The 17,988-nt window shown below is 45.8% G+C and carries 20 protein-coding genes and 2 riboswitches; of the genes, 12 read left to right on the top strand and 8 right to left on the bottom strand.

Annotated elements, in window-relative coordinates:
* Positions 1 to 17 precede the first annotated feature (17 nt).
* The gene (locus tag ABU165_RS11880) at positions 18 to 917 is read left to right on the top strand and encodes an ABC transporter ATP-binding protein (protein WP_009793930.1); all 900 of its coding nucleotides are present in this window, start codon (positions 18 to 20) and stop codon (positions 915 to 917) included.
* Positions 910 to 2,163, top strand: coding sequence for an ABC transporter permease (locus ABU165_RS11875; RefSeq protein WP_101550988.1), 1,254 nt, complete (start codon positions 910 to 912; stop codon positions 2,161 to 2,163). Before ABU165_RS11880 ends, ABU165_RS11875 begins: the two co-directional genes overlap by 8 nt.
* 272 nt (positions 2,164 to 2,435) lie before the next feature.
* On the opposite strand, the gene ABU165_RS11870 is transcribed toward ABU165_RS11875, so the two are convergent.
* Positions 2,436 to 3,068 (bottom strand): LysE family transporter, encoded by a 633-nt coding sequence (locus ABU165_RS11870; protein WP_009793928.1) that lies wholly within the window; start codon positions 3,066 to 3,068, stop codon positions 2,436 to 2,438.
* Between the two features lie 179 nt (positions 3,069 to 3,247).
* Positions 3,248 to 3,363, top strand: a riboswitch (TPP riboswitch).
* A 218-nt stretch (positions 3,364 to 3,581) separates the two neighbouring features.
* A riboswitch (TPP riboswitch) is annotated at positions 3,582 to 3,682 on the top strand.
* 52 nt (positions 3,683 to 3,734) lie between these two features.
* Here ABU165_RS11870 and thiC point away from each other — a divergent pair.
* Positions 3,735 to 5,495, top strand: a complete 1,761-nt coding sequence (thiC, locus tag ABU165_RS11865) for a phosphomethylpyrimidine synthase ThiC (protein WP_318060205.1) — start codon at positions 3,735 to 3,737, stop codon at positions 5,493 to 5,495.
* A gap of 225 nt (positions 5,496 to 5,720) precedes the next feature.
* Here thiC and ABU165_RS11860 read toward each other — a convergent pair whose 3' ends face one another.
* On the bottom strand, positions 5,721 to 5,915 hold the full coding sequence (locus ABU165_RS11860; RefSeq protein WP_009793923.1) for a hypothetical protein: 195 nt from the start codon (positions 5,913 to 5,915) through the stop codon (positions 5,721 to 5,723).
* Between the two features lie 141 nt (positions 5,916 to 6,056).
* On the opposite strand from ABU165_RS11860, the gene ABU165_RS11855 reads away from it, so the two are divergent.
* The 5 genes from ABU165_RS11855 (at position 6,057) to ABU165_RS11835 (ending at position 12,324) form a co-directional block, all read left to right on the top strand.
* Positions 6,057 to 7,277, top strand: a complete 1,221-nt coding sequence (locus tag ABU165_RS11855; RefSeq protein ID WP_009793922.1) for a metallophosphoesterase family protein — start codon at positions 6,057 to 6,059, stop codon at positions 7,275 to 7,277.
* Positions 7,278 to 7,306: 29 nt separating this feature from the next.
* Positions 7,307 to 10,312 carry an AAA family ATPase gene (locus ABU165_RS11850; protein ID WP_318060206.1) on the top strand — a complete coding sequence of 1,002 codons (3,006 nt, stop codon included), beginning with the start codon at positions 7,307 to 7,309 and terminating at the stop codon, positions 10,310 to 10,312.
* A 215-nt stretch (positions 10,313 to 10,527) separates the two neighbouring features.
* Entirely contained in the window at positions 10,528 to 11,472 is a 945-nt protein-coding gene (yhaM, locus tag ABU165_RS11845) for a 3'-5' exoribonuclease YhaM (RefSeq protein WP_009793918.1), read from the top strand.
* 211 nt (positions 11,473 to 11,683) lie between these two features.
* Positions 11,684 to 11,896: a hypothetical protein gene (locus ABU165_RS11840; protein WP_009793917.1), complete on the top strand. Its 213-nt coding sequence runs from the start codon at positions 11,684 to 11,686 to the stop codon at positions 11,894 to 11,896.
* 242 nt (positions 11,897 to 12,138) lie between these two features.
* Positions 12,139 to 12,324, top strand: coding sequence for a sporulation YhaL family protein (locus ABU165_RS11835; protein WP_009793916.1), 186 nt, complete (start codon positions 12,139 to 12,141; stop codon positions 12,322 to 12,324).
* 44 nt (positions 12,325 to 12,368) lie between these two features.
* On the opposite strand, the gene ABU165_RS11830 is transcribed toward ABU165_RS11835, so the two are convergent.
* Positions 12,369 to 13,238, bottom strand: coding sequence for a peptidylprolyl isomerase (locus ABU165_RS11830; protein ID WP_009793915.1), 870 nt, complete (start codon positions 13,236 to 13,238; stop codon positions 12,369 to 12,371).
* A gap of 303 nt (positions 13,239 to 13,541) precedes the next feature.
* Between ABU165_RS11830 and ABU165_RS11825 the strand changes: the two genes are divergently transcribed.
* Both ABU165_RS11825 and ABU165_RS11820 read left to right on the top strand, forming a co-directional pair.
* A complete protein-coding gene (locus ABU165_RS11825) occupies positions 13,542 to 13,625 on the top strand; it encodes a YjcZ family sporulation protein (protein WP_022543564.1) in 84 nt (27 codons plus the stop codon).
* Positions 13,626 to 13,694: 69 nt separating this feature from the next.
* Entirely contained in the window at positions 13,695 to 13,784 is a 90-nt protein-coding gene (locus tag ABU165_RS11820) for a YjcZ family sporulation protein (protein WP_022543565.1), read from the top strand.
* Between the two features lie 153 nt (positions 13,785 to 13,937).
* Here the strand turns inward: ABU165_RS11820 and ABU165_RS11815 are convergent, their stop codons facing one another.
* Together ABU165_RS11815 and ABU165_RS11810 are read right to left on the bottom strand one after the other, a co-directional pair.
* Positions 13,938 to 14,117, bottom strand: coding sequence for a hypothetical protein (locus ABU165_RS11815; protein WP_009793914.1), 180 nt, complete (start codon positions 14,115 to 14,117; stop codon positions 13,938 to 13,940).
* A gap of 260 nt (positions 14,118 to 14,377) precedes the next feature.
* Complete coding sequence (locus ABU165_RS11810) at positions 14,378 to 14,920, bottom strand: DUF3267 domain-containing protein (protein WP_022543567.1); 543 nt, start codon at positions 14,918 to 14,920, stop codon at positions 14,378 to 14,380.
* A gap of 183 nt (positions 14,921 to 15,103) precedes the next feature.
* Between ABU165_RS11810 and ABU165_RS11805 the strand changes: the two genes are divergently transcribed.
* Positions 15,104 to 15,439, top strand: coding sequence for a YhaI family protein (locus ABU165_RS11805; protein ID WP_022543568.1), 336 nt, complete (start codon positions 15,104 to 15,106; stop codon positions 15,437 to 15,439).
* Between the two features lies 1 nt (position 15,440).
* Here ABU165_RS11805 and ABU165_RS11800 read toward each other — a convergent pair whose 3' ends face one another.
* Positions 15,441 to 16,016 (bottom strand): HTH-type transcriptional regulator Hpr, encoded by a 576-nt coding sequence (locus ABU165_RS11800; RefSeq protein ID WP_009793979.1) that lies wholly within the window; start codon positions 16,014 to 16,016, stop codon positions 15,441 to 15,443.
* A 261-nt stretch (positions 16,017 to 16,277) separates the two neighbouring features.
* Entirely contained in the window at positions 16,278 to 16,649 is a 372-nt protein-coding gene (locus ABU165_RS11795) for a YtxH domain-containing protein (RefSeq protein WP_101550979.1), read from the bottom strand.
* A gap of 194 nt (positions 16,650 to 16,843) precedes the next feature.
* Here ABU165_RS11795 and yhzF point away from each other — a divergent pair, with 194 nt between their 5' ends.
* The gene (gene yhzF, locus ABU165_RS11790; protein ID WP_009793977.1) at positions 16,844 to 17,035 is read left to right on the top strand and encodes a membrane protein YhzF; all 192 of its coding nucleotides are present in this window, start codon (positions 16,844 to 16,846) and stop codon (positions 17,033 to 17,035) included.
* Between the two features lie 360 nt (positions 17,036 to 17,395).
* Here yhzF and ABU165_RS11785 read toward each other — a convergent pair whose 3' ends face one another.
* On the bottom strand, positions 17,396 to 17,917 hold the full coding sequence (locus tag ABU165_RS11785) for a tryptophan transporter (protein ID WP_009793976.1): 522 nt from the start codon (positions 17,915 to 17,917) through the stop codon (positions 17,396 to 17,398).
* Positions 17,918 to 17,988: the final 71 nt, after the last annotated feature.

Below are 17,988 nucleotides of genomic sequence, written 5' to 3'. Positions count from 1 at the left end.
GAGAAGGAGGAGTTACGATGGTACTCGAGCTTGAACATGTGACAAAAAGATTTGGAAAGTTCACGGCGGTGGATGATCTGTCCCTGACCATCCCGGAAAAGGAAATGTTCGGATTTCTGGGGGCAAATGGTGCAGGTAAAACAACAACATTCCGGATGGTGCTCGGCCTGCTGGAGCCGACAAGCGGGCGCATCTCCTGGGACGGGAACACAATTGATTACTCGACAAGCCCAATCATAGGCTATCTCCCGGAAGAGCGCGGCCTTTATCCGAAGCTGAAGGTCAGGGATCAGGTTGTATACCTGGCAAGGCTGAGAGGGATGAAGAAGCCGGATATTCTGAAAGAGCTGGACTATTGGCTTAATAGGTTCAAGGTGCCGGAATACGCAAACAAAAAGGTGGAGGAACTTTCCAAGGGGAATCAGCAGAAGATCCAGTTTATTGCCAGCGTTATACATAAACCCAAGCTATTAATCCTTGATGAGCCTTTCAGCGGATTGGATCCGGTAAATGTCGAGCTATTGAAAAGCGCTGTGCTTGAACTAAAGGAGAAAGGCACGACCATTGTGTTTTCCAGCCACCGGATGGAGCATGTGGAGGAAATGTGCGAGCATTTATGCATCATGCATAAGGGACGCCCTGTTGTCCACGGAGCACTTAAGGAAATTAAAAGGGCGTTCGGGCGGAAGAACCTTGTGATCCATGCGGACTTCAAACTGGATTTCTTAAGCGGATTCCCTGGAGTGGAAAAGGTAAAGCAGACTGCGGAGGGCGTGCATCTGCAGATTGAAGGGGAAAAGGCTGCGGAGGCAATTTTAAAAGAAATTGCCGGCAGGGGATTTGTCAGGAAGTTTGTTCTTGAGGAGCCTTCGCTGAACGATATTTTCATAGAAAAGGTGGGTGCTTCTTATGAATAATTTCTGGATTATCCTATTCCACACATACTGGAGCAAACTGAAGACGAAATCATTCATTATTACAACGATTGTCACGCTGCTGCTGATCATCGGCCTTACAAATATGCAGCAGATCATTGAAACGTTCGACAGTGGAGATGATGAGGTAAAGGTGGCTGTAATCGATGAAACAGGCAATCTCCTGAATCCTCTCCAGCAGCAGCTGAATACAGCAGGCAGCACCCTGAAGCTTGAAGAGTTCAGCGGTTCGGCAGACGATGGCGAGGCAAAAGTGAAGGATGGCGATTATGCAGGGCTGCTTACTCTCTCAGCCGATTCCGAAGAGCTTCCTGCTGCCGAATACAAATCCCTCAGCCTGGCGGATACATCGGTATCAGGTGAGTTGGAGGGAGCCCTTCAGCAGGTAAAGACCGGGATCGCAGCCTCAAAAATCAATCTTTCTGAGGCAGAGCTTGCCAGTCTCTATGAGCCTGTCCAGTTCCAAAGGGATGCGCTGGAGGAGAATGCCAAAACAGAGGAAGAGCTGACACAGGCAAGGGGCCTTGTTTATGTGCTGCTGTTCATCATCTATTTTGCTGTCATCATGTATTCAAGCATGATTGCGATGGAAGTAGCTACGGAAAAATCTTCGCGTGTGATGGAAATCCTGATTTCAAGCGTTTCACCCATCAAGCAGATGTTCGCCAAAATTCTCGGGATCGCCTTGCTTAGCCTGACGCAGCTGTCGGTGCTGCTGCTGGTAGGCTACTTTTTCGTCAAGCGGAATCTTGAGTCGATGCAGGGAGGCTTCTTTGAATTCTTCGGATTCGGCGATATTCCGGCAGCCACTATCATGTATGCTGTAGTGTTCTTTATTCTCGGCTATCTCCTGTATGCCACACTTGCAGCTTTCCTGGGCTCGCTTGTCAGCAGGATCGAGGATGTCCAGCAGATGATCATGCCGATGACCATGCTCGTTGTAGCCGGCTTTATGATCGCGATCATCGGGCTGTCACAGCCGGAAAAAGCATTTGTGACCATCAGCTCCTATATCCCGTTCTTTACCCCGATGCTGATGTTCATGAGAGTAGGAATGCTCACCCTGCCGGTCTGGGAGCCGATAGCGGGGATTGGGATCCTGGTTGTGTCCATCCTGCTGCTCTCAATATTTGGAGCTAGGGTATACAAGGGCGGAGTGCTCATGTACGGAAAGTCCAATTCCTTCAAGGATATAAAAAAAGCTTTGCAGCTGTCTAAAAATAAATAGGCGGTCAATCAGCCCTGGCAAGCTTAATGAATAATTTCCGCCTATAAATGGGGCTGTTGATTTGCGTTCCAGGCACTCCGCTTTCCGCGGGGCGACGCTGAGCCTCCTCAGAGCAAGCTCTTGCGGGGTCTCAGCCTTGCCGCTATCTCCCGCAGGAGTCTGCGTGCCTTGCACTCCAATCAACAGGCTTAAATACTTAATGCCGCTGTTCCAATGTTCTAAAAAATAATGACTGCAGACAAACCCGATTTATATCAGGTTTGTCTGTTTTTTTATCCAAACAAAGAAGCAATCCCCTGATATCCAAAATAGATTCCGAAAAGAATAAGCGACAGTCCGGAAAGCATGCTGATGATGATGATCGCTTTTGAGGTCAGGAACCGCCTGAATCCGCTCGTCAGGCCTGCCACAAAAATGTCCCAAAGGCCCAGTCCGATAAAAATCATGAGGCTGTAGACAAGAAGCTGGCCTGTCCCAAAGGAGGACGCCGTTTTGGCCAAAACCGATCCGTAAATCCCCAGCCAAAACAAAATCGACAGCGGGCTTGAAACCGACATGATGAATCCGGTGAAAAAGCATTTGAACAGCGATTCTTTGCTCCGTATGTAAGTGACAGATATTTTATTGGCATTCATCATGCCTTCGATTCCGGAATAAAGAAGAATAAAACCGCCGAACAGCCACAGGAAGGTTTGAATCATAGGGGAGTCAAGGAATTGCACGAGTCCGAGATAGACGATCAGCATATAAACCCCGTCAGCGATCATCGATCCCGCGCCGACAATCCATGCGTGCCAAAATCCGTTTTTCAGCCCCTTTTCCAGCCTGACAGCATTGACAGGGCCGATCGGCGCCGCCAGTGAAAGTCCTAAAACGATATAGCTGATGTATATTCCAATGCTCAATGATATCACTCGCCTATTCAAGGATTAGCCCGGAAGGACTTGTACAATTTTATGCAGCAAACACAGAGGGTAGGACCGCAAATCTTAAAATCTCCAGCTTTGTGTTTTTGGAATAATATGAAATTAGTCTGTTCTCTTCCTGGTCGGCATATGGTATAGTAGCTTATGAAAATAGCATATTTTGGCACTGGGGGTGCCGGTAGAGGCCGGCTGAGAGTAAGACCCGTTTTTAGTCTTTGACCCTTTTATACCTGATCTGGTTCGTACCAGCGGAGGGAAGTGTAGATGGCTTTTATTTGTCATACATACGCGGACTCCTTTTGCAGGAGTCCGCTTTTTAGCTTCTGCAGAAGAAAGATGCGGCAGCTGTATGCCATTTTTTGGCCTGGCATGCCCCCGGTGCAATATGCAAGGGGGGTTTTTGCTGTGAAAAAATAAACGCATGAAAAAATAGTGTGCAGATAACTTGATGTTTTTATTTTGAAAAATGCAAGAAAGTTTCTATTAGATTTTATTCACTGCTGGGGGAGCTTTACAGGCTGAGAAAGGAAAATCCTAAACCCTTGGAACCTGATCTGATTAATGTCAGCGTAGGGAAGCAGCCGGCATGGCCTGCTTCCTCCGTAAAAAACTGCCCTGAGGCACAAAGATGGAGGAGGAAGAAGTATGAAAGATTTATATCAAATGAATAGACTGTTTTTTTCAGGAAGCCGGAAAGTATATGTAAACGGCATCAGGGACGATATAAAGGTCCCGGTCAGGGAAATAATCCAGGAAAGCTCGAGGACTGCTATTGGAACAGAGGACAATCCGCCTGTTTGTGTATATGACACGAGCGGCCCTTATTCTGATCCTGATTTTGAGATAGATATAACGAAAGGTTTGCCCCGGGTAAGGGAAGGCTGGATTGAGGAGCGGAAGGATGCGGAAGCTTATCAAGGCAGAGTGCAGAAGCCGGAGGATAACGGGCTTCGGGCCGGGACCGAAGTTTCTTATGCAGACATTTTCCCGAATAAAGCCCCCTTCCCTCTCAAGGCAAAAGAGGGCAGGAATGTGACTCAGCTGCATTATGCCCGGAAAGGGGTCATTACACCTGAAATGGAGTTCATCGCCATCAGGGAAAATCTGGATCCTGAATTCGTCAGGAGCGAGGTGGCAAGCGGAAGGGCGATCATTCCTGCCAATATCAATCACCCGGAGGCGGAACCGATGATCATCGGTCGCCATTTTCATGTGAAGGTCAATGCGAATATCGGCAATTCGGCTGTTTCTTCCTCCATCGCGGAAGAAGTGGAAAAAATGACCTGGGCAGTGCACTGGGGGGCAGATACGATTATGGATCTTTCGACCGGGAAGAACATCCATGAAACCCGTGAATGGGTCATCCGCAATTCTCCAGTTCCTGTTGGGACTGTACCGATTTATCAGGCACTTGAAAAGGTGAAGGGGATTGCCGGGGATCTGACCTGGGACATATACAGGGATACCTTGATAGAGCAGGCTGAACAGGGAGTGGATTATTTTACAATCCATGCAGGGGTGCTGCTCCGCTATATTCAGCTGACTGCCGAAAGGACGACAGGTATTGTATCCAGGGGAGGGTCGATCATGGCCCAATGGTGCCTCCAGCATCATAAAGAGAATTTCCTGTATACGCATTTTGAGGAAATCTGTGAAATTTTAAAAGCTTACGATATTTCCATCTCTCTCGGAGATGGGCTGCGTCCGGGTTCTATAGCAGATGCGAATGATGAGGCTCAATTTGCGGAGCTAGAAACGCTCGGAGAGTTAACTGAAATAGCCTGGAAGCATGATGTCCAGGTGATGATCGAGGGGCCGGGGCATGTTCCGATGCATAAGATCAAAGAAAATGTAGATAAGCAGATGGAAATTTGCAAGGAGGCGCCATTTTATACGCTTGGCCCACTGACGACAGATATAGCCCCGGGATATGATCATATTACATCCGCAATAGGAGCAGCGATGATCGGATGGTTTGGCACTAGTATGCTTTGCTATGTAACGCCAAAGGAGCATCTTGGGCTTCCGGATAAAAACGATGTCAGGGAAGGGGTCATTGCTTATAAAATTGCAGCTCATGCCGCAGATCTAGCCAAAGGCCATCCCGGTGCCCAGGTTCGGGACGATGCATTGTCAAAGGCCAGGTTCGATTTCAGGTGGAACGACCAGTTCAATTTATCCCTGGATCCTGAACGGGCGCGGGCATACCATGATGAAACCCTGCCGGCCGAGGGGGCAAAAACCGCCCATTTCTGTTCTATGTGCGGCCCTAAATTTTGTTCTATGCGCATTTCCAAGGATATCCGCCAGATGGCCAAAGGTCAGGGGAAAACCGTTTCAGAGGCAATTGAGGATACAATGGAGCAAAAAGCCGGGGAGTTTGCCAGCCGTGGCTCATCCATCTAGTGAACATAGAAGAAATACTGAAGTTTGGAAAATGGAAGAGCAGATCCTCAATATGCAGCAAAAGATCCGGGGGCTGGAAAAGCAAATTTCAGAGATACAGAGAAGCTGCTCCCATATCTATTATGAGGCAGATGGATACAGGACCTGCACAAAATGCCGCAAGAGCGAATCGGTCCACTATTGAATAAGACAAAGGCTTGCCAGGATATCCCGGCAGGCCTTTGTCTATTCGCTGGACTGTTTTTCCATTTGCCTTTGTATGCTGCCGTAAGTAGGCAGATAAACAATGCCGATGCTCCATGCAGCAGCAGCCGTGAACTTCCAGCTTCCTGTCAGAGCCGAAATGATGATGAACAAAAGAAACAGGCCGGCAGAAATATATTTGAGTCTAATAAGTGCCGATTGAGGATTTTTATACAAGGGTAATCACTCCTAATGTTATTTGCTTCTTATACTCTCCGAAGATGCAAAAGGTTCAAAGCCTGATAACTTTTTGTAGAGGAACGTGCATTCGCTTTTTCCAGGTGATAAAATAGGAGAAAAGCGCTGAAAGGGAACATTATGAAGGAAATTACATTTATTCATGCAGCAGACCTGCATCTGGACAGCCCTATGCTCGGGCTTTCCAGCCTGCAGGATGATTTATTCGATAAAATTAAAGAAAGCACATTTGCCGCTCTGAAAAATATAGTGGATGCTGCCCTTGCAAGGAAGGTGGACTTTGTCATTCTGGCAGGAGATCTGTTTGACGGTGAAGACAGGAGCATAAAGGCACAGGCAAGGCTGCGAAAGGAAATGAACCGCCTTGCGGAAAAGAATATACCTGTTTACGCAGTCCATGGAAATCATGACCATTTTGAGGGCACCTGGTCCCACATCAGTCTGCCGGACAATGTACATATTTTCCCTCACCAGCCAAGTGAGGAAAGCTATACAGCACCAAATGGGACAACGGTCAGCCTGCATGGCTTCAGCTACCCGAGGAGGCATGTTTCCGAGAGGATGATCAGCCAGTATCCGGTTCGGGGAATGTCGGACTTCCATATCGGCATCCTGCATGGCAGCCTTGAAGGGGAGACCGGCCATGGCCGCTATGCCCCGTTTATTTTAAAAGAGCTGCTGGATAAGGAATACGACTACTGGGCTCTGGGCCATATCCATAAAAGAATGGTTCTGAATGCTGAGCCGCCGGTCATCTATCCGGGAAATACTCAGGGGCGCAGCCGGAAGGAAAGCGGGGCGAAAGGCTGCTACCATGTCACACTGAATGAAGCAGGGGCAGATTTTGAATTTCTTCAATGCCACAGCTTCCGCTGGGAGCAGAGAACAGTCGATATCAGCGGACTATCAGCATTTGATGAGGTCTACAGCAGGTGCCTTCAAGCTGTTGAAGAAGAGCGGAAGAATGGCGGTGTCATTCTTGAACTTTTCCTGGAGGGGGCATCACTCAGTCCGCAGGATATGAATGCTGTGGCCGGGGGTGAACTGCTCTCACTCCTTCAAGAGGAAGAGGTAGGGAATATGCCATTTGTATGGGTGAGCGCAGTTATAGCCGAAGAGCAGCAGAGCTGGGACAGAAATCAGCTGAGGGAAAAAGCAGATTTTTTCAGCGGGCTGTTTGCTGCTGCGGACGGGTTTGAAGATTTTGAAGAAAGCTTGGGAAGCCTTTACAGCCACCCGCTGGCAAGAAGGTATGCAGAAAGTATGGAGGAGGGGGAAAAGGCAGTGCTTTTAAAAGAAGCGGAAGAGATGCTGCTGGGGCTCCTTTACAAAAATGACTGAAAGGCAGCGCAGGGAAGGGGAACAGCTCTATGAAAATACTTGAAATCCATATATACGGCTACGGCAAACTTGAAGATGCTGTCTATTCCGGCATTGGAGATTTCCAGGTCTTCTTTGGCGAAAATGAAGCAGGCAAATCTACCATCATGTCTTTTATACACAGCATCCTGTTTGGCTTTCCCTCCAGGCAGCAGGCTGAGCTCAGATATGAACCGAAATTTGGGGCGAAATACGGAGGCAGGATCACAGCTTCCTTCCCTGGAAGGGGAAAAGCAGTCATCGAGCGGGTAAAAGGAAAATCAGCAGGAGATGTAAGTGTGGTGATGGAGACTGGGGAACGAGGAGGGGAAGAGCTCCTTGGCGAACTCCTTTCACATGTAGATAAAACGCTTTTCCAGGCCATTTTTTCATTCAATCTCCATGGGCTGCAGAATGTCCACTCCATGAAAAATGAAGAGCTGAGCAAATTCCTTTTTTCCGCCGGTGCTATAGGGTCTGATCGTCTGGCAGCTGCAGAAAACAAAATACAGAAAGAAATGGAAGGGCTTTTTAGGCCGGGCGGGAAAATCCCTGTTTTGAATGACCAGCTGAAAAAACTGAAGCAGCTGCATGCTGATCTTAAAAAAGCAGAACAGAAAAACGGACAATATTGGGCCATGGCGGCTGAGCGGAAGGCTGCTGCCGCGAGGATTGAAAGCCTGCGCAATGAAGCAGATGCATTAGGGGTCCGGCTCTATCAGCTGGAAGAGTGGATGCGTATGGGCCCGGTCCATAAAAAGGTGCAGCTTTTAAGGCAGGAAGCAGAAGCCGGTACAGGGGGGCGTTTTCCTCCGGGAGGGCTGGAGAAACTGGAGCAGCTGAACCAAAATGAAATCCCGCTGAAGGGAAGGGATGCGAGCCTTTCAGCCAGGCTTGCTGCCCTTAGGGAAGAGGCAGGGAAGATCAGCCCGGATCAGCTGGTCCTTGATCATGAAAAAGAGATCCTGTCACTTCACGAAAAGATGCCTGCATACGGACAGCTTGTCCAGCAGGCTAAGCAGGCTTCCTATAAAATCAGGAAGCTGGAGGAAGAGTCGGATCAATTGAAGGACAGGCTTCATCTGCGCTTGTCAGATGAAGAGCTGGAACAGGCAGATACAAGCATCTTCATGCAGGAAAAAACTGCTGAGGCACAGCGCAAAAAGCAGAGGCTTGCAGAAAAGCGTGCGGAGCTTGATGAACGCTTCTCGGAAGAAAAGGACAGGCTGGTCAGCTTGGAAGAGGAATTAAATCAGGTGAATGCCGCTCTCCTGCCCGATGAAGAGCTGGGAGAAATCCGCCGCCGGCTCGCGGGGGAATCTGATCCCGAGAGTCTTCTGAGAAAAAGGGAAGACCTTGAGGGAAGGTCAGCCTTCCTGAAGAATGCAATCCGGCATGACAAAGCATCGCAGCAAAAACAGCGTGCAGCAGTAAAGATTCAGGCGCTGATGGTTGCGCTCATCTGTGCCGGGCTGATTGCCTGGGGCCTGGCAGATAGCCAATGGGAGTTTATGCTTGCAGCTATACCAGGATTTGCTTTTATTGCCTGGCTTTTATTGAAAAAAGAAGACAACAGCCCATCGAGATTTCTAAAGGAAGAGCTTATTTCCATTGAGAAAAGCATGGAAGAACTGGATGAACGCATAAAAAGTCCGCAGGCGGAAGGGGCGTTTTACCTGAAAGAGCGGATTGAAAAGGACAGGCAGCTTAGGGAACGGCAGCTGCAGCTGAATGTCAGGCTGCAGCAGCAGAATGAGCAATATGATAAAGTCATTGCTGCTTTTGAAATATGGGAGGAAGAATCCGCCCTTGCAGACAGCCTTCTTGCAGAACTCGGCAGGCAGCTGTTCATTCCTGCTTCCTTGGCACAGTCCCATGTCCATGATGCTTTCATGCTGCTGGAAAAGCTAAAATCGGTCAGGCGTGAGCTCCGCCATGAAAAAGCGGAGGCAGCTGCTGCTGAGAAAGCTGCTGCTGAAATTGCTGGACTCGCCAATAGGCTTGCAGAGCTCATCCTAGAAGAAGCAGGAGACAGTGTGCAGGAGACAGCCTTTACTTTGAAAAAACGGCTGCTGGAGGCTCAGGGCAAATGGAATGAGCTTAAAGCAAAGGAAGCAGCCATACAGGAGCTGAAAGAAGAGAAAGAGCAATGTGTTCGAGAGCTGGCTTACATCAGTGAAGAAAAAGAAAAGCTGTTCTTGACTGCTGAGGCAGACACAGAGGGGGATTTCATTGAAAAAGGGATTCATGCAGTAAAGCAGGAAGAGCTGCAGGAAGAAATCAGGCATCTGGACAGGCAGCTGAAGCTTTCTTCCTTAACGGAAAAGGAAAGGGTTGAGTTCTCTGCCATTCCTGCTCCTGAAGCGGAAATTGCACGCTGCAGAGAAACCCTGGACGATATCAAAAAAGAACTCCCTCAGCTTCAGGATAAAGTGGCATCGCTGAACCATGAAATTGCCAGGATCGAGGAAGGCGGCTTATACAGCGACCTGCTGCATAGATTTTTCCTTGCAAAGAGCGAGTTCAATGAAGGGGCGAGAAAGTGGGCCAAATATGCATTGGCCAGAAAGCTCCTTGAGAATACCGCTGAAGCGTACAAGCAAGAATATATGCCGGAGATGCTGGGAAAGGCGGAAGAATTTCTTTCCGTACTGACAGGCGGGCACTATGTCCGCATCACTCCAAAAGAAGAGGGGGCAGGACTTCTCGTGGAGAAAGGCGATGGCACCCTTTTCGAAGCCAATGAACTCAGCCAGGCAACGGCTGAGCAGGTGTATGTTTCCATCAGGCTGGCCTTGGCGGCAGCCATCTATAAAAGATACTCATTCCCTATCATCATCGATGACAGCTTCGTCAATTTCGATCATGTAAGAACCAGGAGGATGATTGAGCTCCTGAGGGGTCTGAGGGGCCATCAGATATTGTTTTTTACCTGCCAAAGGCATCTGCTTGAACACTTTCATCCAGATGAGGCGGCAGACCTTCAGGGCAGGAAAGTACAGCTCGCTGATAATTGAAATCAGGCTCTCTTCTTATCAGTCACATCGGCATCAGTCCCTTGCACGCAAGGGGCTTTTTGCTGTGTTCCAATTCTGGACAGCGGATGCTGCATAAAATCCGGAGAGGGATTGCCCCTGCTCATAAATTGCCAGGGGAGACGAATCGTTCAGCCTGCTATACTGAATGCCTGGTATGTTATAATATTTTCATAGAAGGGAGCGTCGGTAGACCTATGAATAAGGGGATTATGAATTACGAGGTTGGAGAGCAGGCAGAGCTGTTCATGCTGATTAAAAGCTCGACGAAAGGAATTGCCAGCAATGGCAAACCATTCTTATCGCTCGTCTTCCAGGATCAGAGCGGCGATATAGAAGCAAAGCTCTGGGATGCTTCTGAAGAAGATGTTAAAAGCTACTCTCCTGAAACGATTGTTAAAGTTGCAGGCGATATCCAGAATTACCGGGGCCGGAGCCAATTGCGGATCCGCCAGATCCGGACGGCCTCACCATCTGATTCTGTCAAACTGGCAGACTTCCTGGAGACAGCACCGATCGGCACAGATGAAATGACCAGCAAAATTACACAGTATATATTCGAGATGAAGAATCCGAATATCCAGCGTATCACAAGGCATCTGATCAAAAAGCATAATGAGGCATTCCTTCATTATCCGGCAGCAACAAAGAACCATCATGAATTTGTTTCCGGACTGGCTTACCATGTCGTGAGCATGCTGGATCTGGCCAAGGCGATTTCAGGCCTTTATCCAAGCCTTGATAAGGATCTTTTGTATGCCGGGGTTATTCTCCATGATCTTGGAAAGGTAATTGAGCTTTCCGGGCCGATTTCGACTTCTTATACGGTGGAAGGAAATCTGCTAGGCCATATTACGATCATGGTGACTGAAATCGGCAAGGCTGCAGATGAACTGGGTATCTCAGGTGAAGAGGTGCTTGTGCTCCAGCATCTGGTCCTTTCCCATCATGGCAAAGCAGAATGGGGCAGCCCGAAGCCGCCGCTGATCAAAGAGGCGGAAATCCTCCATTATATAGATAATCTGGATGCAAAGATGAATATGATGGACAGGGCCTTGGAGAGAGTGAAGCCGGGAGAATATACAGAACGTGTATTTGCACTTGATAACCGTGCCTTCTATAAGCCGGTATTCCATAAATGATATCTGCAGTAAAATACCCCGTGCCAAAATGGCCGGGGTATTTTGATTGTGGTGCAATTTACCAAAAAAATAGGCGTAGTCCGGAAATCCTGTCATGCCGGCAATTGGAAAGTCCGGAAAAAATAAATCATTTTTTTAGAAATTATTACCATGTCATTATTGAACCAAATAATCCATAATATAACCATTATAGATAAAGGGGGAAATGTGAATGTTTAAAGCTGAAAGAGGATCAATGGAAGAGGCTTTGTATATTTTGCAGAATATTGGACTGCAGCTTAATGAATATGAAAAAACGAACTCAAACATTCCAGTGAAAAATTACAAGGAATTATTGGAATTCAGCATTTCCATTGCGAGGAAAACAACAGAAGTTTCTGAAACCATTGATGAAATGATCGGGGACATTGAATCCCAACTATAAAACTGCAGGCGGATTGAATTATGGACACTTTATTAGTATACAGTTAAGCAGCTGAACCTCAAATATGACGGTCAGCTGTTTTTTTTGTATAAAAAAGCAGCTTCGTACTTATATACCCTTAAGGGGAAAGGTTAAACCTACAAATAGAATTTTATTTAAGCATATTTTAATTCTGACAGCCATATACATAAGCTACAAAGAAAAGATGGGACAGCCCTTCATGGAAAGGAGACAATAAAGCAATGATTCCAATTTGGGTATACCTGGTTGCAGCAGGGATTATCATAAGCGCCATAATGGCTGTAAAGACCGGGAAAGAAGAGCGCAGGGAAGAAAGGGAAGGAATAGAAAGTGAAGGTGAAATATACATGAAAAGGCTCGAGAGGGAGAAGGAAGAGCGGAAATCAGCTTCACGTTCTCTTTCGTGAAAAAAAAAGGCAGATCCATGGGATCTGCCTTTTCATCTGGATTATTATTGTGCAGCTGCCTCATTATCCAGGCTGCCTTCAAGGTCTTCATCCTTGAATTTCACGTTTGCATCTTTCAGTTCACGGTCCATTGCGGCTTGGATTTTTTCACCATCAAGCTTGGACACTTTTACTTCGTATTCCATTTTTTCCTTCATTTCCTCGAAGGATTTCTTTTCTTTTTTCTCGGTAGTCTGGATGATATGGTAGCCATGCTCAGTTTTAACCGGCTCGCTTATTTCATTTACATCCAGTGCGTAGGCTGCTTCTTCGAACTCAGGCACCATCTTGCCGGCACCGAACCAGCCAAGATCTCCTCCGTTTGCTGCAGAGCCTGGATCTTGTGAATATTCAGTAGCCAGGTCTTCAAATTTTGCACCTTCATCAAGCTTTTTCTTTACTTCCTTGGCCGTTTTTTCATCTTCCACAAGAATGTGGCGGGCCTTGATTTCAGGCTTATAGTTATCATAGTATTCTTTCACTTCTTTTTCAGTTGCCTCTACATCCTTGATGGCTGCCTTTTCCTGAAGAAGGCCGGTCTTGAATGTTTCCTTCAGATCTTCTTCATCTTCATAGCCATACTGGGCCAATGCCATTTCAAAGTTTGCGCCAAGCTGCTGTTTAAGCTCATCGATTTTTTCATTAAGCTCTTCATCTGTAACTTTATACTTTTCAGACAATACCTTTTTATAAACAAGCTCCTGGATGGCCTGTTCGCCCACCTTGTCCTTCATTGCATTATATAGCTCGTCCTTTGTAATATCGCCTGCTTTTGTTTCAACTACAACTTCTGAGCTGTCTTCTGCATTGGAGCTGCATGCACTCAGACCGATAACCCCTGCAGCTATGGAAAGGGATAGCATCCATTTTTTCATGTTGAACACTCCTAAAGTTTTTTGAATTTGCTGTAATACACAACCATTACTATAACACATATTCCAATTAGAGCAAAAACAATATCTGAATCCTTTTAGAAATTCTTTCAAAAAATGGGTGTTTTGCCTATGCCGGATATTTCTCTCCGGACATAAGATATGGAGTAGAAAGGGAAAGTAAAAATCAAAATACATCAGCCCTTTCTTTCTATTAACAAGATCTTGGGGACTCCCGGTATAAGCCTGATGGGCCCCAATGTTCGTTGAATAGCATGAAGTAACAGCCTTAAAGGAGGTGTTACCGTGGGATACGCATATGGCGGTGGTTTCGCGTTGATTGTTGTTCTGTTCATCTTGTTAATTATTGTAGGTGCAGCCTGGCTGTAAGACTGCCTTAGTCCTTAAGGCATTTACGGTGAGCAATGCACTGTCCAATTATTGAAAGGGGGATTAATTATGTCCGGTGGAGCAGGTTACGGCGGAGGTTTCGCGTTGATTGTAGTCCTATTTATTCTCCTGATTATTATCGGGGCTTCCTGGCTGTAATAGCAGGCCTTCGTTTAAGCAAGAATATAAAATTAAAAGCGGTGGGGGAATCCCTCACCGCTTTTAACCATTGTTTATTTTGCTGAAATCCTTGATCTGCAGGGCATGCCCCCGCCTGGCAATCTTCGCAGCATATGAAAGCTATATGTAGAATTATGCAAACAGCAGCTCCACGAAAGAGGATACCAAAAGGATCGTGATCAGGATATTGATGGTCCTGAACACCTTTGGCTGTTTCTCTTCAGGGATTTCCTTCTGCAGACAAAGGGAATTCGTCATCTTGTTGATATAGAACAATATGAAAATAGCAAACAGGATAAAAACGGAGATCATCTGACTATTCCCTCCTTGATGACAGACTTTTATATGATACATACAATAACAAAAAAAAGGCAAAAAAGATAGTAATAAGGACGGCCTGATCTGCTCATTATATTCAGCCGGGCCAGCTTATATGAAGGCTGTGTTAGTGTACCTTGCTGATTTTGGGCTCATGCGTGTGAAGCTTTATTTCGCGACGCATGAGCCCAAAATCAACAGCAATGAGGGGATGCTTCCGTGAAATTAAAGAGGCAGCCTCTGCAGCTGCCTGTCTAATGCGCCCTGTAGACCAGGATCTCGATTCCCTCTTCATTTTCTTCTATATAGGCCTGCTGCGGAGCAGTGCATATATTTTTCATGCAGAGCATATCTGAGAAGCAAAGTCCTGCATGATATGCGAGCAGCATGGTAATATAATGTACATAATGAGGAAAGTGCCAGCAGGCCGCAAGCAGAATTCCGTTGATGATGACAAAAGGGGCCAATAAAGCGACGATGAATACCGTCTTTGAAATTGGTTCAGTCACCCTGACATGAATCAGCGGAATGCCGAGCCTGAATGAAACCTTCTTTTGCACCCTTTTTCCAAGATGGGCAACAGGGAGGAAGTGCAGCAGCTTATGAATGGGATATATCAGCCAAAAGCAGGCAATAAAAACAAAGAAATAATTATCGTAAAAAGAAGATTGCTCAAAATAATAAGATGCAGGCACGTATAGGAATATAAACGTTATGATCATGGTAATGGAAGACAGGATAAATATTCTCTGGGATCCATAGTCTTTTGTGTAATTGATCGTCTTCCAGCAGTTCATCGTATCAGCCTCCGAAGAGTATTCATGCGGTTTTTCTAAAAAACTCACAAGGGATACTTTACGATGATTAGAATAAAAAATCAATAATAAAAAAACGACATTTTTCACCAATTTGATTGTATAATTAGCTATGCGAAGAAAATGCATAAAATAGAACGGGCTATTCAAAGCGGGGACTCTTTCATGAATATCGGGGAACTATTAGAACGAATTGAAAAACTGGAATATCATCAGAAGCTTTTATTGATGATGGCTTCCGGGCAGACATTGCCATTCTACAGAATGGTTGTCGAAAAATCGCTGGATCAAAAAGAGGTAACACAATTCTTCTACCTTTGTGATAAACTGAGCAAAGAACTGGAAGAGCAAAAAGCGGAAGGGTTTGTTTACTTTCATCCGCTTTATACAGAATTTAAGCATAAGCTCCATCCATCTCTTAAACCTGAGATGGTGATCCCGGCCTGCCTCAGGCAGAACCTGTTCATGGATCTTATGTCCGAACTCAAAAAGTATCTGTAGTCTAAACGATTTCTTTCTCTGCAGTCTCTTTTTTCTTCAGCTTGCCTTCTTCATCCACAAATTCGCCTTCTATATTGGCAAAGGACTTTTCAAATATCTCCATAAAGTCATCTCCATAAATATTGCGGACGATCGCCATGACTTCAACAAAATCCGGAAATTTCCCGTACAGATCCCTCAAAGGCATTGCACCTGAAAAGACGGCGTTGGTTTCAGGCTCATAACTCTCCATCAGTTCAAGTAAAACGCTTTCACCCTTTTCAGTCAGCTGAATATAGGTATTTCTTTTGTCAGTTTCTTTTTTTGAGAATTTAAGAAGGCCCCTTTCTTCGAGTTTTTTAGAGAAATTAAAGGCTGTTGACACATGCATAACACCGAACTTGGCCACATCAGAGATGGAGGCGCCGTTCAAATGGTACGCAATCCAGATGATATGGTGCTCGTTGATATTCAGGTCAAACGGCTTGATCCATTGCTGCCAGTCTTTCTCAATCGATTTCCATAAAGCCTTGCTGATTTGAGCTATCCGTTGGCTAAAAAGCATCGCTTCCTTCATTGAATAATGTTTTTCCGTCATCTATAAATCCACCTACTTTTTTATTCTCTATTATCATTATGCCAATAAAACAAAAATTAATAAAGGTATAAATATACAAAATTTTTAGAAAATCAGCCTAATAAATATTATATTAGGTGTTAAGGGGCATTACAGCAAGGGTTTATTATAAGAACTGCTAAAATAACAATTTTTATAATATATTACTTTTCTGCCTAAAATGAAAAAATCCTTCTTAAATTGAAGGATTTTTCTTCAAAAAAGAAGGATTTTTTATTATCTTTACTGAGACCCGGATTTTGAACTTCCGATTGAATTTTCCAGCTCTGTCAATGACTGCTCGATTGATTGAAGATCTCTTTGCAGTTCCAGCTTTTGCGGGCGGATTGCGTTCTGCCAGTCAGAAACTGAGTGCTTTATATCAGATACAAATTCACCCAGGTGTGATTTCCCCTGGATCGAAGCATAGGAAGCGGATCTTTTCAGTTCCATGAAATCTGTCTTGAGCTCCGCCAGCTGGCTGCCGACTGCTTCTTTATTGTCTTTGATCATCTTCCGGGTGTCCTTGCCTGAGGCTGGAGCAGACAGCAATGTGCTGATGCCGGCCGCCGTTCCTCCGATCAGGAATCCCAGCAATAAGGATTTGGCTTTCATCAATTATCACCTCTGAGTTTCTTTTTATATCAATTCTGCATTTTACAACATATTCCTCTATGGTCAGGCTATTATGTTACTTTTCCTTTATCACAACTTCTCATTGTTTAAACATGGCCGGGCATTTGTTCATAGGGATCTCTTATCCTGAATAAAGATAAAATAGCGGGTATTTCACCGGAAGGGGCGGTTGTATGAACGGAGCGGCATCACTGTTATTTGCCTTGTGCGGGGTTTTGTTCCTTGGGGCGGTGTATTATATGCTGGCTTCCAAAAAGCCTGGCGTATATCCTCCTAAATCGATTCAAAAGAAAAGGGCAGGGGCGCTTGCGGGGGCGGGAGCTGTTTTCTTTCTGCTGGCTTTTATTTTGACTGGATTTTCCTAATGAATAATGCTCGGAAAAGGTTTGAACACTTAACTGCATCCAATCTTAAGATTAAATTCTAAGGCTACTGGTTGGAACGTGCTGTTAATTTCCGTTCCAGGCACTTCGCTTTCCGCGGTCGGAGTTGAGCCTCCTCACCGCAAGCGGCTGCGGGGTCTCAACTCTTCCGCTATTTCCCGCAGGAGTCTACGTGCCCTGCACTCCAATTAACAGGGGTTTTAAAATTTTATTGTATCTGTAATATTCATGGTAGGTAATTAAATTGACTACGCGTGTGTAAACACATCAAAAAGAAAAAGGGAAACGGAAGATAAAACATCGTCCATAACCCTTTTTCTTTTCTCTATTTCAAGAGAGGTTTTATGTGTGGCTTGCTGTCAGTTTTGTTCTTTTGATGATGCTCATGGCAACCGGGTAAAGGATGATCATCGCAACTGTATTGACAGCCGCTGCAGGAAGGACCACAGCCACGAACAATGCGGCAAAGGTTCCCGGCAATCCTGCAATCAAAAGAGCGGAAGTCAGGAACACTGCTCCTGAAATAATGGTGCCGGCAGCAGTCAGGACCGCTGCTGAAACTACTGAACCATTAAACTTCTTGACTGCTAAAAACAAACCGAAAAATACAAAAGCAGTGATAGGCTTATCGATGATGTTTGGGATCTGTCCTGCAGGAAAAGTAGTCGTCAGGGCGGAAATCAGTCCTGTCGCAAGGCCCAGCAAAAGCACACTTTTCTTTTCAGGAAAAAGGATAATCCCGAGGAACATCATGGTGAGCATCATGTCAGGTTTCATTCCCAGGAAAAATCCCGGAACAACGGCATGAAGGACGGCACCCATTCCGATAAGCAATGATAAAGCAACTAAATTCTTTGTATTCAATTCTAACCTCTCCTCTTCTCAGCTATTCTCGCTCTTTCTCTTCCTGCAGTGCACTCTTGCCTGCAGCGAAA

Origin of the sequence: Cytobacillus sp. T106, from assembly GCF_040492155.1 — a bacterium.
Classification (GTDB): Bacteria; Bacillota; Bacilli; order Bacillales; family Cytobacillaceae; genus Bacillus_AB; species Bacillus_AB infantis.
This window is presented reverse-complemented; position numbering and strand designations above follow the sequence as displayed.

Bases quoted from the DNA above. Each gene is read 5' to 3' on its own strand.
- ABU165_RS11880 (WP_009793930.1), top strand. From the start codon at position 18: ATGGTACTCGAGCTTGAACATGTGACAAAAAGATTTGGAAAGTTCACG.
- ABU165_RS11875 (WP_101550988.1), top strand. From the start codon at position 910: ATGAATAATTTCTGGATTATCCTATTCCACACATACTGGAGCAAACTG.
- thiC (WP_318060205.1), top strand. From the start codon at position 3,735: ATGAAAGATTTATATCAAATGAATAGACTGTTTTTTTCAGGAAGCCGG.
- ABU165_RS11855 (WP_009793922.1), top strand. From the start codon at position 6,057: ATGAAGGAAATTACATTTATTCATGCAGCAGACCTGCATCTGGACAGC.
- ABU165_RS11850 (WP_318060206.1), top strand. From the start codon at position 7,307: ATGAAAATACTTGAAATCCATATATACGGCTACGGCAAACTTGAAGAT.
- yhaM (WP_009793918.1), top strand. From the start codon at position 10,528: ATGAATAAGGGGATTATGAATTACGAGGTTGGAGAGCAGGCAGAGCTG.
- ABU165_RS11840 (WP_009793917.1), top strand. From the start codon at position 11,684: ATGTTTAAAGCTGAAAGAGGATCAATGGAAGAGGCTTTGTATATTTTG.
- ABU165_RS11835 (WP_009793916.1), top strand. From the start codon at position 12,139: ATGATTCCAATTTGGGTATACCTGGTTGCAGCAGGGATTATCATAAGC.
- ABU165_RS11830 (WP_009793915.1), bottom strand. From the start codon at position 13,238: ATGAAAAAATGGATGCTATCCCTTTCCATAGCTGCAGGGGTTATCGGT.
- ABU165_RS11820 (WP_022543565.1), top strand. From the start codon at position 13,695: ATGTCCGGTGGAGCAGGTTACGGCGGAGGTTTCGCGTTGATTGTAGTC.
- ABU165_RS11815 (WP_009793914.1), bottom strand. From the start codon at position 14,117: ATGATCTCCGTTTTTATCCTGTTTGCTATTTTCATATTGTTCTATATC.
- ABU165_RS11810 (WP_022543567.1), bottom strand. From the start codon at position 14,920: ATGAACTGCTGGAAGACGATCAATTACACAAAAGACTATGGATCCCAG.
- ABU165_RS11805 (WP_022543568.1), top strand. From the start codon at position 15,104: ATGAATATCGGGGAACTATTAGAACGAATTGAAAAACTGGAATATCAT.
- ABU165_RS11800 (WP_009793979.1), bottom strand. From the start codon at position 16,016: ATGACGGAAAAACATTATTCAATGAAGGAAGCGATGCTTTTTAGCCAA.
- ABU165_RS11795 (WP_101550979.1), bottom strand. From the start codon at position 16,649: ATGAAAGCCAAATCCTTATTGCTGGGATTCCTGATCGGAGGAACGGCG.
- yhzF (WP_009793977.1), top strand. From the start codon at position 16,844: ATGAACGGAGCGGCATCACTGTTATTTGCCTTGTGCGGGGTTTTGTTC.